This is a genomic window from Streptomyces sp. NPDC025806 (genome assembly GCF_055558275.1).
On record NZ_JBVHMU010000016.1, the window covers coordinates 182,228 to 198,595 of the forward strand.

Annotated in this window: 15 protein-coding genes; 5 read left to right on the forward strand and 10 right to left on the reverse strand. The window is 74.7% G+C overall.

What is annotated here, in order from left to right:
* Positions 1-23: 23 nt before the first annotated feature.
* The gene (gene menC / locus ACZ4E1_RS31115; RefSeq protein WP_467545759.1) at positions 24-1,127 is read right to left on the reverse strand and encodes an o-succinylbenzoate synthase; all 1,104 of its coding nucleotides are present in this window, start codon (positions 1,125-1,127) and stop codon (positions 24-26) included.
* Between the two features lies 1 nt (position 1,128).
* Entirely contained in the window at positions 1,129-2,028 is a 900-nt protein-coding gene (locus tag ACZ4E1_RS31120) for a chorismate synthase (protein WP_467545760.1), read from the reverse strand.
* Positions 2,029-2,204: 176 nt separating this feature from the next.
* Here ACZ4E1_RS31120 and ACZ4E1_RS31125 point away from each other — a divergent pair, with 176 nt between their 5' ends.
* Complete coding sequence (locus ACZ4E1_RS31125; protein WP_467545762.1) at positions 2,205-3,785, forward strand: PucR family transcriptional regulator; 1,581 nt, start codon at positions 2,205-2,207, stop codon at positions 3,783-3,785.
* A 30-nt stretch (positions 3,786-3,815) separates the two neighbouring features.
* On the opposite strand, the gene dapE is transcribed toward ACZ4E1_RS31125, so the two are convergent.
* Entirely contained in the window at positions 3,816-4,898 is a 1,083-nt protein-coding gene (gene dapE / locus ACZ4E1_RS31130) for a succinyl-diaminopimelate desuccinylase (protein ID WP_467545764.1), read from the reverse strand.
* Entirely contained in the window at positions 4,895-6,382 is a 1,488-nt protein-coding gene (locus ACZ4E1_RS31135; protein ID WP_467545766.1) for an APC family permease, read from the reverse strand. The genes dapE and ACZ4E1_RS31135 overlap by 4 nt, the downstream gene beginning before the upstream one ends.
* Positions 6,383-6,610: 228 nt before the next feature.
* On the opposite strand from ACZ4E1_RS31135, the gene ACZ4E1_RS31140 reads away from it, so the two are divergent.
* The gene (locus tag ACZ4E1_RS31140) at positions 6,611-7,660 is read left to right on the forward strand and encodes a LacI family DNA-binding transcriptional regulator (protein ID WP_467545768.1); all 1,050 of its coding nucleotides are present in this window, start codon (positions 6,611-6,613) and stop codon (positions 7,658-7,660) included.
* Between the two features lie 564 nt (positions 7,661-8,224).
* Here ACZ4E1_RS31140 and ACZ4E1_RS31145 read toward each other — a convergent pair.
* From ACZ4E1_RS31145 to ACZ4E1_RS31155, 3 genes are read right to left on the reverse strand one after another with little or no spacing between them, the layout of a single operon-like run.
* On the reverse strand, positions 8,225-8,935 hold the full coding sequence (locus ACZ4E1_RS31145; RefSeq protein ID WP_467545769.1) for a TSUP family transporter: 711 nt from the start codon (positions 8,933-8,935) through the stop codon (positions 8,225-8,227).
* On the reverse strand, positions 8,932-10,368 hold the full coding sequence (locus tag ACZ4E1_RS31150; protein WP_467545771.1) for an amidohydrolase family protein: 1,437 nt from the start codon (positions 10,366-10,368) through the stop codon (positions 8,932-8,934). Before ACZ4E1_RS31150 ends, ACZ4E1_RS31145 begins: the two co-directional genes overlap by 4 nt.
* Positions 10,365-11,750, reverse strand: a complete 1,386-nt coding sequence (locus ACZ4E1_RS31155) for a uracil-xanthine permease family protein (protein ID WP_467545773.1) — start codon at positions 11,748-11,750, stop codon at positions 10,365-10,367. Before ACZ4E1_RS31155 ends, ACZ4E1_RS31150 begins: the two co-directional genes overlap by 4 nt.
* Before the next feature lie 271 nt (positions 11,751-12,021).
* Here ACZ4E1_RS31155 and ACZ4E1_RS31160 point away from each other — a divergent pair, with 271 nt between their 5' ends.
* Complete coding sequence (locus ACZ4E1_RS31160) at positions 12,022-12,384, forward strand: hypothetical protein (protein WP_467545775.1); 363 nt, start codon at positions 12,022-12,024, stop codon at positions 12,382-12,384.
* Positions 12,385-12,408: 24 nt separating this feature from the next.
* On the opposite strand, the gene ACZ4E1_RS31165 is transcribed toward ACZ4E1_RS31160, so the two are convergent.
* From ACZ4E1_RS31165 to ACZ4E1_RS31175, 3 genes are all read right to left on the reverse strand, one after another.
* The gene (locus ACZ4E1_RS31165) at positions 12,409-13,044 is read right to left on the reverse strand and encodes a class F sortase (protein ID WP_467545777.1); all 636 of its coding nucleotides are present in this window, start codon (positions 13,042-13,044) and stop codon (positions 12,409-12,411) included.
* A gap of 18 nt (positions 13,045-13,062) precedes the next feature.
* Entirely contained in the window at positions 13,063-13,596 is a 534-nt protein-coding gene (locus tag ACZ4E1_RS31170) for a hypothetical protein (RefSeq protein WP_467545778.1), read from the reverse strand.
* Positions 13,597-13,716: 120 nt separating this feature from the next.
* The gene (locus tag ACZ4E1_RS31175; protein ID WP_467545780.1) at positions 13,717-14,817 is read right to left on the reverse strand and encodes a D-alanyl-D-alanine carboxypeptidase family protein; all 1,101 of its coding nucleotides are present in this window, start codon (positions 14,815-14,817) and stop codon (positions 13,717-13,719) included.
* A 151-nt stretch (positions 14,818-14,968) separates the two neighbouring features.
* On the opposite strand from ACZ4E1_RS31175, the gene ACZ4E1_RS31180 reads away from it, so the two are divergent.
* Together ACZ4E1_RS31180 and ACZ4E1_RS31185 are read left to right on the forward strand one after the other, a co-directional pair.
* Positions 14,969-15,436, forward strand: coding sequence for a cyclic nucleotide-binding domain-containing protein (locus ACZ4E1_RS31180; protein WP_467545782.1), 468 nt, complete (start codon positions 14,969-14,971; stop codon positions 15,434-15,436).
* A gap of 175 nt (positions 15,437-15,611) precedes the next feature.
* Positions 15,612-16,292 carry a hypothetical protein gene (locus ACZ4E1_RS31185; RefSeq protein ID WP_467545784.1) on the forward strand — a complete coding sequence of 227 codons (681 nt, stop codon included), beginning with the start codon at positions 15,612-15,614 and terminating at the stop codon, positions 16,290-16,292.
* Positions 16,293-16,368 lie beyond the last annotated feature (76 nt).

The following is a 16,368-nucleotide window of genomic DNA, read 5'->3' on the forward strand; positions in this document are numbered from 1 at the left end:
GCGCCCCGGCCCGCCCTGCCCCGCTATCCCACCGTCCGGCGGGCCACCGTGAACCGCCGCAGCACCTCCGGGATCGGGTCGACCCCGATCCCGGGCCCCTGCGGCACGTCCAGATGCCCGTCTCGCAGGACGAACGGCTCCGTCAGGTCCTCCGCGAAGTACCGCGACGACGCCGACGTGTCGCCGGGCAGCGTGAACCCGGGCAGCGCCGCGAGCGCCAGGTTCGGGGCCCGGCCGATGCCCGTCTCCAGCATCCCGCCGCACCACACCGGGACGCCCGCCGCCCGCGCCAGGTCGTGGATGCGGCGGGCCTCCAGGTAGCCGCCCACCCGCGCCGGCTTGATGTTGACGACCCGGCAGGCCTCCATCGCGATCGCCGCGGACGCGTCCCGCGCCGAGTGGATCGACTCGTCCAGACAGACCGGCGTCGCGATCCGCCGCTGCAACTGCGCGTGCTGGTACAGGTTGTCCTCGTCCAGCGGCTCCTCGATGAGCAGCAGCCCGAACGCGTCCAGCTTCCGCAGGTGTTCGGCGTCCGACAGGCCGTACGCGGTGTTGGCGTCGACCTGAAGCGGCAGCTCGTCGCCGAACTGCTCCCGCACCGCACGGACCGGCTCCAGATCCCAGCCGGGCTCGATCTTCAGCTTGATCCGCACATACCCCTCGTCCAGGTACTGCCGTACGTCGTCGAGGAGTTCGGGGATGGACGGCTTGATGCCCACCGAGACGCCCGCCGGCACCCGGTCGTGGACCGAGCCGAGGAACGTCGCGAACGACATCCCGGCCGCCCGCAGCTCGGCGTCGAGCAGCGCCGTCTCCAGGGCGGCCTTCGCCATGTAGTGGCCCTTGACCGTGGCCATGGCCGGACCGGCCTTCGCCGAGGTCAGGTCCCGTACCGCGGCCACCCGCGGCACCAGGAAGTCACGGAGCACGAGCTCGGCGCCCGCCGTGAACTCCGCGCTGTACAGCGGGTCCGGATCACCGCCGAACTCCGCCCAGCCCTCGGCCGCGTCCGTCTCCACCCGCAGCAGGAACGTGTCCTTGCTGGTCTGCGTACCGAACGAGGTACGGAACGGCTTCACCAACGGCACCGCGATGTGCAGCAGTTCGACACGCTCGATCTTCATCTCAGCCCTCCTGGGCGGACGTCGGGGCGCCGCTCGCGGCGGCGCGGGTCAGCAGGTACCAGCCGTCACGCGACAGAGCGGACGCCGTGTACCCGTCGGCGAACGCACCGGTGAACACCTCACGGACCGCGTGCCGCCAGCGCAGCGCGGTCGGCAGGTCCCGGGCGCGCAGCGCGAGCACGTCCTCGGGCACCCGGCACCACAGCCGCTCCCCGGACCGCAGCGCGAGCGGCCCGCCGTCCGGGGCCGGGCACAGCGTCTCGGCACCGGCCCGGCCGGACGCCCCGTCGTCGACGGCGCGGCGCGGGTCGCGCAGGTCCCAGGTCACGGTGAGCCGGTCGCTCTCGTCGCCGCCGTTGAACCCGTCGTCGAGCGGCCCGTAGAAGTCGACGACGTACTCCGTGCCGAGCCCGCCCAGCTTGACCAGGTTGAAGCGGGCGTTGCGGCCCAGCAGCGGGTCGAACGTCCACTGCATGCGCTCGGCGCCCCGCTCCAGGGACCAGAGCCGCTGCGCCTGCTTCACGGCGAGGCCCACCCCCCGGTCGGAGGTCGCCGCCGCGGCGACGAGGGAGTACACGGCCCGCTCCGCCGGCGGCTGGAACACCAGGACCGCCGCCCCCACCAGCTCCTGCCCGGCGTACGCGGCGTGCACCGCGCCGCCCGCGTGCACCGCGCTCGCCATGACGTCGGTGGGCAGCGGCGGGGCGCCCGGCGGCGTGCCCCAGGTCGCGGCGAGGAAGTCCGTCACGGCACGCAGCCCGGACAGGTCGTCGACGGTCCGCACCGTGACACCGGCGGCCCCTGCGGACCCGGCCGCCGCGCGCGCCGCCCGCTCCAGGTCGGCGCCGCCGTCCGGCGCCCGGGGCGGCGCCGCGGCACTTGCTGTCGTAGCACTGATCATGGCTGCCAGTCTGGGCACTCACCGGGCGGCCGTCTTTGCGCGTTCGTGCAACGTTCGGCCGGTCTCATGATGCGATCCGATAATCCGCGGCCCGCCCGGCGGACGCGACAATCGGGCGTCGACGAAGCCGAGGAGCCGACAGGGCCGAGGAGTCGACGCGGCCGAGGAGGAGCCCCATGCAAGCCGACTGCACGCTCGACGCGCTGCTCGACACCCTCGGCCAGCCGGCCCTCCGCCTGGTCGCCGCACCCGCGGGCACCGCCGTCCCGGTCACCGAGGTGCTCCTCCACGACCCCGGCATGCCCGTGCCGTACACACCGGGCGGACTCCTGCTCGCGGTCGGGGTCACCGCCGCCGCGGCGGCCGACCTCGTCCCGGCCGTGGCCGCCGCGGGCCTGACCGGGCTCGTCGTGCGCGGCGCAGGCGGGCCCGAGCAGGCCGCCCGCGCGCACGGGGTGGCGCTGCTCGCCGTCGACGAGGACGCGTCCTGGCACCGGGTCCACCTGCTGATCGCCTCGGCCGTCCAGTCCGGACCGGCCCCCGTCGCGCAGGGCGCCGGCGCCTCCGCGCTCGGCGACCTGTTCGCCCTCGCCAACGCGATCGCCGCGGCGGCCGGCGGCGCCACCACCGTCGAGGACCCGCGCCGGCGCATCCTCGCCTACTCGACCGTCGACGGTCAGGTCATCGACGACGTCCGCCGCCAGGGCATCCTCGGCCGCCAGGTCCCCGACAGTCCCGAGAACACCGAGCAGTACCGCCGACTCCACGCCGCGGCCCGCCCGTTGCGACTGCCCGGCACCGAACCGGGCGAGATCGAGCGGCTCGCCGTCACCATCCGCGCGGGCGGCGAGATCCTCGGCTCGCTCTGGGTCATCGACAGCGGTCGGCTCGCGCCCGACGCCGAGGAGATCCTCGCCCAGGGCGCCTCCACCGCCGCCTTCCACCTGCTGCGCGCCCGCGCCGCCGAGGACCTCACCCGCCACCAGTACGGGGACCTGCTCCGGCGCCTCCTCGACGGCACCGCGGCGCCCGCGACCGCCGCCCGCAGACTCGGCTTCGCCGAGGACGCCAAGGTCCGCGTCGTCGCGTTCGTCCTCGACGATCCGGCCGTCGCCCCCGCCGACAGCGCCCAGGCCACCCTGCGCCTCCTCGACCACGTCCGGCTCCAGTGCGAGGCCCGCTACGGCCGGCACGCCTGCGTGGTCGTCGACGACACCGTGTACGCGCTGCTCCCCGAGGCCGGCCCCGACGGCGGCCGCCAGCGCCGGCTCATCGAGGACCTCACCCGGCAGGCCGCGCTCGCGCTGCGCAGCCCCGTGCGCGCCGGACTCGGCGGCGCCGTCACGGGCCTCGCCGAGGTGGCCCGCTCACGCGACGACGCCGACCGGGTCCTCACCGTCCTGGAGGAGGACCGCAGCGTCGCCGCCATCGAGGACGTGCGCCCCCGCGTCACCCTGCTGCGCCTCGGCGAGCTGCTGGACCGGCGCGAGGATCTCACGACCGGCCCGTGGCGGCAGGTCCTCGACCACGACGAGCGGCACGGCACCGACTACGCGGGCACCCTCATCGCCTACTTCGACGCGGGCTGCGACATGGCCGGGGCCGCCCGCCTCCTCGCCGTGCACGCCAACACCTGCCGCTACCGCCTGAAGCAGATCAGGGAGCACCTGGCCATCGACCTCGACGACCCCGACGAGCGGCTCGTCCTCTGGCTGCACCTGCGGCTCCTCGCGCGGCTGCGGGCCGGCCGCGCCTGAGCACGGCCGGCCCGCAGGCGCATCCTGGGTTCAGCCGGTCAGCCAGTCCGCCAACGCCTCCCGCACCGCGTGCAGTTCGGCCACCGGAACGTACTCGTCCGGGGTGTGCGCGAGCGACGGGTCGCCGGGCCCGAAGTTCAGCGCCGGCACGCCGGCGGCGGCGAAACGGGCCACGTCCGTCCAGCCGAGCTTCGCCCGCGGCTCGGTGCCGAGACGGGCGAGCAGCGACGCGGCGGCGGGCCGTCCGAGCCCCGGCAGCGCGCCCGCGACCACCTCCGTCACGTCCACCTCGTACTCCGGGAACAGCGCGCGCACCCGCGCCTCCGCCTCCCGCGGCGAACAGCTGGGCGCGAAGCGGAGGTTGACGGTGACGACGCACGTGTCCGGTACGACATTGCTCGCCACCCCCGACCGCACGGCCACCGCGTTCAGTCCTTCCCGGTACACCAGCCCGTCGACGACCACCTCGCGCACGCCGTGCTCGTCGAGGCGGCGCAGGACCTCGGCCGCGCGATGGGCCGCGTTCACGCCCTGCCAGGCGCGCGCGGTGTGCGCCCGCCGGCCCCGGACGGTGACGTCCGCGGTGAGGAAGCCCTGACAGCCGCCCTCCACCAGGCCGCCCGACGGCTCCAGGAGGATCGCCAGGTCGCCCGCGAGCAGTTCGGGTCGCGCGGCGGCGATGACCCCGAGCCCGTTGCGCGCGGCGTCGGCCTCCTCGCACTCGTAGAACACGTACGTCACGTCGCGCGTCGGCGCCGTGACCGTCACGGCGGTCTGCAGCGCCACGGCCACACCGCCCTTCATGTCGCAGGCGCCGAGCCCGTACACCCGGTCGTCCACCAGGCGCGAGGGCAGGTTGTCGCAGGCCGGGACGGTGTCCAGGTGGCCGGCGAGGACGACCCGCTCGGCGCGGCCCAGGGTGGTGCGGGCGACGACGGAGTGCCCGATCCGTTCCACCGTCAGATGCGGCGCGGCCCGCAACGCGGACTCCACCGCGTCGGCGAGCGCGGCCTCGCAGCCGCTCTCCGACGCCACGTCGACCAACGCGCGCGTCAGCCCGACCAGATCTCCGGCGGGCCGGAGCACGGCCGCCTCGGGAAGCGTGTGCGTCATGCGCCCGCCTCCCCGTCCGCAGTGACGCCGACGGGCTCGCGCCCGGCCGGGGGCTCGCCGTCCCGCGGCTCCCGCAGGGCCGAGTGCCGGCGCCCGAAGCACAGGTAGAGGACGGCCGCGAGCAGCAGCCAGCAGCCGAACAGCGTCCACGTCACGCCCGGCAGCAGCCAGGCGAGATAGAGACAGGACAGCGCGGCCAGCACCGGCACGACCGGGTACAGCGGCACCCGGTACGAGCGCGGCGCGTCCGGCGCGATCCGCCGCAGCACGATCACGGCGGCGGCCACCGCCACGAACGCGATGAGCGTGCCCATGCTGGTCAGGTCCGCCAGGTACTGCAACGGCACGAACGCGGCGAGGCCGCCGACCAGCGCCCCCACGACCCACGTGTTGTGCACCGGCGTGTGCCGCTTGCGGTCGACCCGGCGGAACACCTGCGGCAGCAGGCCGTCCCGTGCCATCGAGAACACGATGCGCGTCTGCCCGTACAGCGTGACGAGCACGACGCTGAAGATGGAGACGACGACACCCGCCGAGAGCACCAGCGCGGGCCAGCTCGTGCCGGTCACGTCCCGCAGGATCTGCGCGAGGACCGCCTCGCCCGCGTCCGCCTGCGCGCCGAAGCGCGCGGCCGGCTGGGCGCCGAGCGCCGCCAGCGACACGAGGACGTAGAGGGCGGTGACCGCCGCGAGCGTCAGCAGCAGCGCCAGCGGGATCGTGCGCCGCGGATCGCGCACCTCCTCGCTCGCGGTCGCGACCGTGTCGAAGCCCACGTACGTGAAGAACACGCCCGAGGCCGCGAGACCCACGCCCGTCATGCCGTGGGGCGCGAAGTCCGCGAAGTTGCCGCTGTCGAACGCGGTGAACGCCACCGCGGAGAAGAAGAGCAGCACACCGATCTTCACGGCCACCATCACCGCGTTCGCCGCCGCCGACTCGCGCGTGCCCCGGGCCAGAAGCAGCGAGCACAGCAGCACCACGACGAGGGCCGGCACGTTCACCAGGCCGCCCGCGCCCGGCGGTTGGCTGATCGCGTCCGGCAGCGTGTACCCGAACAGGGTGCCCGTCACCTCGTTCAGGTACTGCCCCCAGCTCACCGCGACCGTCGACGCGGCCACCCCGTACTCCAGGACCAGACACCACGCGACGAGATAGGCGGCGCCCTCGCCGAGGGAGGCGTACGCGTACGAGTACGTGCTCCCCGCCACCGGCACCGCACCGGCCAACTCGACGTAGCAGAGCGCGCCGAGCCCCGCGACGACCGCAGCGACGACGAACGACAGGATCACCGCGGGCCCGGCCTTCGGGACGCCCGTGCCGAGCACGAAGAAGATGCCGGTGCCGATGACGGAGCTGATGCCGATCAGCGTCAACTGCCCGAGCCCCATGGTCCGTCGCAGGCCGCCGGGCTCCTCGGCGTCGGCCTGCTCGATCATCGAGCCGAGCGGTTTACGGCGACACAGCTGGCTGGCCCATCGGCCCATGGTTCCTCCTGGGGGTGCCTCGCGTCCCCGGCCGTCACCAGGGATGCGGGGGATCCTCCGGGAACGCCGGGGGCCGGACAACGGTGGATCCGCACAAGCGCGGCGCCCGCCGTTGGCCGATGCGACAGCGTGCCGGGCCGCCGCGGCGACCCGGTCCCGGCCGCGCCAGCCCCGATCGGCGAAGATGGTCGGGTCCACCCCTCCCGCCAGCGAGGAGCACGCGCGCAGATGGCCAGTTCCGCCTCCACCCCGAGGCCGCCGACGATCGCCGATGTCGCCCGCGTCGCCGGTGTCTCGCGCACGACCGTCTCGCACGCGCTCAACGGCCTCGGCAAGGTCGACCCGCGCACCCGGGAGCGGATCAAGGAGGTCGCCGCCGAGCTCGGCTACCGGCCCAACCTGCGGGCCCAGCGGCTGCGGCGCGGACAGGCGAAGGCCATCGCCCTCGCCTCCTCCATGCCCTTCGCCGTCGCGGGCGGCCCCTCCCGGCTCGGGTTCTACATGGAGGTCGCGGCCGCCGCCGCCGAGAGCGCGCTCCTGCACGACTACGCCCTCGTGCTCGTCCCGCCCGTCCAGTCCGGCTCCGCGCTGTACTCCGTGGACATCGACGGTGCGATCGTCGTCGAGCCCGACGTCCAGGACGCGGCGGCGGCGCAACTGCGCGAGCGCGGCCTGCCGTACGTGGCGCTCGGCCGCCCCGTCTCGCCCGACGAGGACGCCCCGTACGTCGACCTGCACGGCGGTCGCGTCACCGAGCTGCTCCTGGACCACCTGCACGAACAGGGCGCGCGGCACCCGGCGTTGATCGTCGGCGCCGGGTCCCGGCACTCCACCGTCGACGCGCTCGCCGCGTACGAGCGCCGCGCCGCCGAGCACGGCTGGGAGCCGCGCGTCGCGCAGGTCCCCGAACCCGGGGGCGAGCAGGCCGGGTACGAGCGGTGCGCCGCGCTGCTCGCCGAGCACCCCGAGACCGACGCGGTCTGCGCCCTGGTCGACGCGTTCGCCGTCGGCGCGGTCCGGGCGATCCGGGACAGCGGGCGCACCGTCCCCGACGACGTCATGGTCGTCACCCGGTACGACGGCCTGCGCGCCCGCACCTGCGAACCGCCCCTGACCGCCGTCGACCTGCACCTCGACCAGGTGGCGTCCACCGCGGTCGAACTGCTCCTCGGCCGCCTGCGCGGCGACGCGGGCACGCCCGCCATGGCCGCCGCCCCCGAACCCCGGCTGATCGCCCGGGCATCGTCGGTGCGGGGCGGCACGGCACGGGCTGTCTGACGACGCCCGGGGTGTGGGTGCGGGGCGGCGCGGCGCGGATCGCCTGAGGGCGCGGGCCGCCTGATGGCACGGGCCGTCTGACGACGCGGACCGTCTGAAGGTCCGGGCCCCCTGACGGCGCCCGGGTCGTGGGTGCGCGGTGGCACGGCGCGGACCGCCTGATGGCGTGGACCATCTGACGGCACGGCCCGCTTGATGGCACGCGCCTGGGCAGTGGGTGCGCGGCGGCGCGGCGCGGATCGCCTGAGGGCGCGGGCCGCCTGATGGCCCGGCCCCCCTGACGGCACGCGCCCGGGCAGTGGGTGCGCGGCGGCACGGCACGGACCGTCTGGCGACGTGGGCCGCCTGACGGTGCCCGATTCGTGGGTGCGCGGTGGCACGGCGCGGACCGCCTGGTGGCACGGGCCGTCTGACGGTGCGGACCCTCTGACGGCCCCGCCCCCCTCTGACGGCCCCGCCCCCTCTGACGGCCCCGCCCCCTCTGACGGCCCCGCCCCCCCCTGACGGCCCCGCCCCCTGACGGCGCGGACCCTCTGACGGCCCCGCCCCTCTGACGGAGCGCGCTCAGACGCCGACCACCAGCACCAGCCCCGACACCAGCGCGAAGACCAGCACGAACAGCCGCATCCGGCGCGCGTCGAGGCGGTGATGGACCAGTCGACTCAGCCACGCGCCCACCGCGATCGCGGGCAGCAGCAGCGCCGACGCCCCGAGTTCCCCGGCCTGCGCCTTGCCCGTCGCGAACAGGAGGACCAGGGAGGCGACCTCGCCGACGAGGAAGCACGCGGCCACCGTCGCCCGCAGCTCGGCCGGCGGCCGGTGCTGGTACACCAGGGCCAGCGGCGGCCCGCCCACACCGGTCGCCGTCTCCGTCAGCCCGGTCACCGCGCCCGCGCCGACGTACGCGGCCCGGCCGGGCGTGAACGCGGGCGCCGCCAGGCTCACGACCGCCGCGAGGAGCGTCGCCACGCCCACGAACAGGCCGAGGCTGCGCTCGGGGATCAGCCACAGCAGCGCCAGACCCGCCGGGGTCGCGGCGAGCCGGGCCCCGGTGATCCAGCCCGCGCCGCGCAGATCGAGCGACGCCCGCTCGCGCCAGGCCACGTACAGGTTGAGCGGGATCATCGACCCGAGCACGAACACCGGCACCAGCCCCGGGTCGACGATCCCGGCCACGGGCGCCACGATCAGCGCGAAGCCGAGCCCGCTGCTGCCCTGGACGAACGCGGCGATCGCCACCGTCAGGGCCAGCACCGCCAAGGTCACGACACTCACCGCCGCGCCTCCCGCTCCCGCACCACCCCTGCCCGCACCGCGGCCTCCCGGGCCGCCACGGACGTCGGATGGGCCCGCGTGATGTCCGCCCGGCCCACGGCCGACCGCGCCAGCTCCGCGGCCCGCCGCACCAGCGCGTCGCCGTCCCAGTCCGTCGGCCGACCGTGCCACATCCTCAGCCGGCCGTCCACGAACACGGCGGAGATCTGGTCCCGGTTGCCGCGCCGCACCAGCTCCCACGGCAGGTCCCAGGAGAACGCCAGCTCCGGCGTCTCCACGTCGACGAGCAGGAAGTCGGCCGCGAGACCCGCCGCGACCGCGCCCGTGCGCGCACCGAGGCCGAGGGCGTCCGCGCCGCCCCGGCTCGCCGCGTCCAGCCACGTCCAGCCCGCTCCGCACGAGGAGTCGCCGGTGGTCAGCCCGTACGCGAGCCGTTGCGCGAACTCGGCGGCCTCCGCGAGCCGGAAGCCGTCGCCGCGCGTGCCGTCCGTGCCGAGGCCGAAGCGGATGCCGCGCTCGGCCATGGCGGTGGCGGGCGCGACGGCGTTGCCCTTCCAGGCGCTGGCGACCGGGTTGTAGCTGATCGCCGTGCCGGTGTCGGCGAGCAGCGTCAGCTCGCGCGGCGTGAGCAACGTGGCGTGCGCGCCGAGCAGTTGGGGACCGAGCGCACCGAGGCCGTGCAGGTACTCCAGGGGGCGCAGCCCGTGCCGGACGAGGGAACGCTCCACCCCGGCGAGGTGCTCGTTCACATGGATCTGCACGACGGCCCCGGCCTCCGCCGCGAGGCGTGCCGTGCCGCGCAGCGTCGCCTCGGTCGCGGCCTCGGGGATGGAGACCGCGAGAGAGGCGTGCACCAGCGGGTCGTCGGCGTAGCGCGCGAGATGCTTCCCGGCGGCGTCCAGTGCCGTCGCGCTCGCTCCCTCCGGGCTGTCCGCGTCGTTGCAGACCAGGCCGAGGACGCAGCGGATCCCCGCATCGCGCGCGGCCGAGGCGACGACCTCGACGTCCACACCGGCCCGCGTCCCGGCGTCCGCGACGGTCGTGAACCCGCCGCGCAGCGCCTCGTACGCGGCCAACTTGGCGGCGACGTACGCCGATTCCTCGTCCAGGGCGCCTTCCAGGGGCACCCACACCCGGCGGAAGATCTCCGAGGGCTCCCCGAAGGCGAGCGCGGAGCCGAACGATTGCGTGAGGTGGTGGTGCGCGTCCACGAAGCCGGGCATCAGCAGGTGCCCGGGCATCCGCACGGCCCGCAGTCGCGGGTGCGCCCGCTCCAGCTCCTCGGCGGGGCCGACGGCCAGGAAGCGTCCGCCGTCGACCACCACCGCCCAGCCGTCCACGGGCCCCTCGGGAAGGAGCACCGCGCCGGGGACGAGGAGGAGCGGGCCGGGGGCGGAGAGAAGACTGCGGTCGGGCCGTTCGAGCGTGTTCATCGGTCGCTTTCTGTGCGTACGGTGCTCAGGCGGGCGGCGATGCCCGGCCTGACGTGGTGGAAGAGGACGTTGAGGACGGCGGCGGTGAACGCGCCGACGGCGACGCCGCTCTCGAGGAGGATGCGGACGTTCGGCGGGAAGCCCCCGTAGACGCCGGGCACGAGGATCGGCAGCAGGCCGAGGGCGAGCGCGACGGCGCAGATGAACGTGGAGGTGTGCCGGTCGAGGTCGCAGCGCCCGAGCATCTGGATGCCGAGCACGGTGATCACAGCGAACACCACCATCGCGGTGCCGCCGACGACCGCCGAGGGGATGACGCTGATGGCGCGGGTCACGGGGGCGAGGAACCCGATGACGATGAGCACCGCTCCGGCGGCTGCCGTGACGAAGCGGCTGCGGACGCCCGTGACCCGGACGATGCCGATGTTCTCGCCGCTGGTGACGATCAGCGGAAGCCCGAAGAAGCCGCCGACGAGGGAGGTCAGCGCGTCGCCGCGAACGGTCTTCGGGACGTCGGTCCGCCGGTCGATCTCCTTGCCGACCGCCTCGGCGTTGATGACGGTCTGCCCGGTCGCCTCGGCCATCGACGCCAGGCTGTAGAGCATCAGCGGCAGCGCGGCGACCAGGTTGAACTGCGGGGTGCCGAACGGCATCAGCTGCGGCACGTTCACCAGACCGCCCCCGGCCGCCTGCCCGAAGTCGATCGCACCGGTCGCGGCGGCGAGCGCGGCGCCCGCCAACAGGCCCAGCATCACGGCGAGTTGACGTACGACACCGGTGAAGAACAGATAGAAGCCGACGGTGAAGCCGATCGTCGCCATGCCGAGCCCGAGGTGGACCGGGTCGGCGAAACCGGGGGTGCCGGGGCGCCCGGCGACGAGGACCGCGCCCACCTTCACCAGGTTCACGCCGACGATCACGATCATCGTGCCGATGACCAGGGGAGGGAAGAACCTGAGCAGCCGTGAGAACACCGGCAGCACGACGAAGCAGAAGAGCGCGGTGAGCACGACCGCGCCGGTGGCCGTCGGCAGCCCGTGCTGCTCGGCGATGGCGAGGAAGAGGATGAGCGGCGCCCCGCCCGGCAGCATCACGAACGGCAACCGGGGCCCGAACTTCCAGGGCCCGAGCGACTGGATCAGCGACCCGACGCCGGACAGCACGAAGGCCGCCGAGAGCAGGTCGACGGTGAGACCGGCGTCCAGCCGGAGCGTGGCGCTCATCAGGAAGATCGCCGAGATGGGCGTGGCCGCCATGACGAGCACGTGCTGGACGCCGAAGAGCAGGATCCGCCCGAGGGGGCGCCGCTCGTCGACGGGGTGGACCTCGGGTTCGACCGCCTCGGTGCGGCCGGGGTCCGGCTCCGGCTCCGGGTGGGGCATTCGGTCTGTCGCGGGCACGGGTGGTTGCGCGGGGACAGGCCCGCTCTGCTGGGGACTGAACACGTTCGGGCTCCGTTCGGGAGACGGCACGCTCGGGTTCTTCAGCCGCGATCCGGCCCTGGACGGAGAGCCAAATCGATTTGGCCAAATCGATTTGGCTGACAGTATGAGGGTGTGGGGTGGGGGAGCGTCAAGGCCAGGAGCCGGGCCCGTCGTGCCGTGTGGCAGAGTTCCGGAAGCGAGCGCAGTCGAGCGGAACGGGGGACGGGCCGTGGAGGACCAGGTAACGGGCACGTGGGGCCTGATGATGACGTGCCTGCACGGTGGCGCGGGCGGGCTGCGCAAGCAGACCCGGGCGGAGCGGCACGTCACCGGCACCAGGGCCGAGGCCCGCGACGCGCTGTACCGTCACGTGCTCGCCTTCGACCCGGCCCGCCCCGCGATGCCCGTGCGCCGCGTGGTGTACGAGGACGGCGAGGGCTACCTCGTGATCATCGAGGGGCAGACGATGACCTACCAGTACGCCTTCACGCTGTGCCGGGTCGTCCTCGACACGAACCCGGACGCGGCGCCGCCCGCGGCCCCGCCGCAGTACGCCCCGCCCCCGCCGGCCGCACCGCCGTACGGCGGCTGACCGGGACCGGAGCGGGGCCGGGCTTCAGGAGCGTCCGCGCACCTCGGTCAGCAGCCCGTACAGGACCACGTTGCCGCTGTACCCGGTGCGCTTGTCGTAGTGGCCGCCGCAGGTGATGACACGGAGTTCGGGCAGGCCCGTACCGCCGTAGACCTTGCGGTCGGGGAAGTCGTTCTTGTCGACCACGTCGATGCCGTGGACCTCGAACACGGCGGTCGAGCCGTCCGCCCGGTCGACCTCGATGTGCTCGCCCTTCTTGAGCGAGCCGAGGCCGTAGAAGACCGCCGGCCCCCGCGCGTTGTCGACATGCCCGTCGATGACGGCGGTGCCGCGCTCACCGGGCGTGACGGCCTTCGTGTACCAGCCCGCCAGGTTGGCGTCGTCCGGGGGCGGGGCGTCCAGCCAGCCCTCGGCGTCCCGGCCCACCCGGGTCAGCGGCGCGTCCACCCCGATCTCCGGGATGCGCACCCGCAGCGGGGTGGACGCGGGCAGCGGATCGGCGGGCGGGGTCGTCGTGCCGAGGCTGGCCGCGCCCGGATCGGGCTGCGGCGGGCCGTCGGCACGGGAGACGCCGTGGTGCACGAGCAGGACGCCGATCAGGAGCACCACGGCGAGGAAGGACCACGAGGGCCTGCGGGCGCCGGGTGCGGCCGAGGGCACGGTCGCCGCTCCCGGCCGTCAGGCGGCGTCGGTGCGGCGCTTGCGCAGCCGCACGTATCCGGCGCCGAGCGCACCCGCGATGAGGAGACCGCCCGCGGCCAGCAGGGCCGGGTCGGTGCCGCCGACGCTGCCGCCGACCCCCGCGCGCACGCCGCGGTCGACCGGGGCGGTCGGGGTGGTCGGGCTCGGCCGGCCGGTGGCGATGGTCAGCGTGGTGGTGCCCGTCTCGCCGTTGCACTCGAAGGTGACCGCGTACTGGGCGCCCGGCTTGGCGTCGGGGTAGACCTGCCGGGTCACGGAGTGACCCTCGTTGAGCTGCGCCTTGTCGAAGACCGGCGCGTCGACGTTCACCGTCGGCACCTCGCAGCCGGTGGAGCTGAGCGTGACGGTGCCGCCGGCGGCCACCGTGCTCGGAGTGACCGAGAAGCCGAACGACGTCACGTCGGGCTGGGTGCCCCCGTCGTCGTCACCGGCGAAGGCGGCCGGGGCGGCGGGGCCGAGCGCGACGAGCGAGGCCAGCGCCACCGACGACAGCACGGATATGGAACGCATACGGATCCTCCTGGAAAGGGGCGGATACGCGCGACGCTAGGAAGCCGGGCCCCCGCCCACCATCCGGCGGGGGCCAATGGAGTGGCGCCCCCGCCGTCCCGGCGTCTTCTCCGCCCCCGCTCAGCGCGCCTTCCGCAGCCGCCTGCGCAGCAGCAGCGGCACCCCGGCCAGGGCGAGCAGCGCCGCTGCCGCGCCCAGGTGGCGGCCGAGACCCGACTCCTGGTGCGCATCCTCGGCGGGCGCCGCCGCCGACGGGGCCGCGGGCGCCGCGCGACGGTGCGTCGACGGGTGCTGCGGACCGGCCACCGCGGCGCGGGCCCGCAGCGGCGCCGCCACGAAGCCCCAGTCGAGCAGTTCCCGGCTCTCCTCGTAGACGGTGTTCGAGTCGCCGTCCTGCGGGTTCATCACCGTGACGAGGACGGTGCGACCCTTGCGGGTGGCGGCGGAGACCAGCGTGTTGCCCGCGTGCGAGGTGTAGCCGTTCTTGACGCCGATCATGCCCGGGTACGGCTCGACCCCGTGCGAGCCGACCAGGAGCCGGTTCGTGTTCTGGATGCCGAACGCGTGCGGGCCGCCCGCCTCCGGGAACTGCGCCCACTTCGTGCCCATGTACCGGCGGAAGTCGGGGTTCTTGAAGCCCTCGCGGGCGATCAGCGCCAGATCGTGGGCGGACGAGTACTGGCCCGGGGTGTCGAAGCCGTCGGCGGTGCGCACACGGGTGTCGCGGGCGCCGATCCGGCGGGCGGTGTCCTGCATCTGCGCGAGCGTGCGCGGCAGCCCGCCGTTCAACCGGGCCAGCGTGTTCACGGCGTCGTTGCCCGAGCTGAGGAACACGCCGCGCCACAGGTCCGCGACCGTGTACCGGGTGCCTTCGTCGACGCCGACCATGCTGCTGCCCTCCGCGACGTCCGACAGGTCCGCGTACGAGGCCCGGTGCACCAGGTCCTGGCGCAGCCGCGGCAGCACGGTCAGCGCGAACAGGGTCTTGAGCGTGCTGGCCGGCGGCAGCCTGCGGTGCGGTGCCTTCGCGGCGAGCACCTCCCCGGTGCCCGCGTCCATGACCTCCCAGGACAGGGCGGACAGGGCGGGGGTGGCGGGCGGCGCGGGAGGGGAGCCCGCGGCGAGTGCGGGGGCGACGGCGCCCAGGGTGAGCGCCGTGCACAGGCCGGATACCGCGACGGCTTTGGCCGTACGGGGATGAGAGCGGAGGAATGTCGCCATGCCGGAAACGTAGGGTCGCCTCCGCCGACCCGCCCGGCACGTCAGCCATCCGGCCGCCGCCGACCGGGGAGCGGGCCCACGGGCGCTCGTCCGGTGCACTCGGCCGGTCGTACGTACGCTGGAGTGACACGAGGGTGGAGGTGGTTCCGCCATGACGGCTCAGACACGCCTGCTCAACAGGCTTCCGCGTGAGTACCGCGACCGGCTCATGACCCTGGCCAAGGAGGTCTCGTTCCCCCAGGACACCCGGATCTTCGACGAGGGGGAACCGGCCCGGTGTTTCTGGATCATCCGCACCGGGATGGTCACGCTGGACGTCCGCGTCTCGGACCGCACCCTGCTGCCCATCGATCCGCTGGGCCCCGGCGATCTCCTCGGCTGGTCCTGGCTCTTCCCACCCTATGAATGGGACTTCGGCGCCGAGGCGTTCAGCCCCGTGCGGGCCTACGAGTTCGACGGCGCGGCGGTGCGGAACCTGTGCGATCTCGAGCCCGCGCTCGGGGTGAGCCTGCTGCACGCGGTCGCCGAGGTGATGGCCCACCGCCTGGTCTCCGCGCGGGTCAAGCTGGTCGAGGCCCACCGGACGCACGGGCGCGTCCAGACCCGTCACTCCGCCTGACCCCCCCCGCCGGCACCCACGGAGAGCTCCGCGACGCCGCGGGGTCACCCACACGTGCCCCTTCGCTCACCCGACTCGCCTCCTCGACGCGCGGGCGGCGTACCCACGGGTTTGGCTCGGCCGGTAAGCCGAACCGAACCCGTGGCCGTACGCGGCCCGCTCAGAGAGGATCAGCATGCGTCGCACCGTGTCCTGGCCGGCCACCGCACTGACGGCGGCCGTTCTCGCCCTAGCGACCCCGGTGTGCGCCGACGCCCGGGCCGACGGCGACGACACCCCGTGGGAGGGCGGGTCCTCCTGGAGCGAGCCCGCCGCGCCCGTCGATCCGGCCGACTCCGCCGAGCCCGCCGATCCGCTCGTCCCCGAGGGCGACGCGGGTCTGGAGGACCCTGCCGAGGACCCCGCCGAGGTCCCGAGCACGCGGAGCACCGGCAAGGGGCCCGGCGCCCTCGAACTGTCGCCGGCCGACGCCCGCCCCGGCGCCACGGTCACGGCGAACACCAGCGCCTGCCGCAAGGACCGCCGGGCCACCGGCGACGCGAACAGCCTCGGCGCCGGTGACTTCCCCCTGCAGACCACCACCCAGCGGGGCGACCTCGTCGGCCAGTTCCAGGTGCCGTCCGGCGCCCGCCCCGGCACCTACCCCGTCTCCGTGACCTGCGAGAGCGGCAGCGTCGTCCGGCAGACCCTGACCGTGTCCGGGAGCGGCGGCGGGCAGATGCACGGGGTGCACGCCGGTGACGGCGGTTCCCTGGGGCAGATCGGCCCGGTGCAGCTGGGGCTCGGCGGGCTGCTGATCACGGGGGCGCTCGGCGCCGCCGGGTACTACACATGGCGCCGCGCCCTCGACCGGTAGAGGTCGAGAGCGCGGCGCGGGGGTCCTGCGGGAAGGCGATCAGCCCTTGCGGGACTTCACGTCCTCCGTGAGGGCG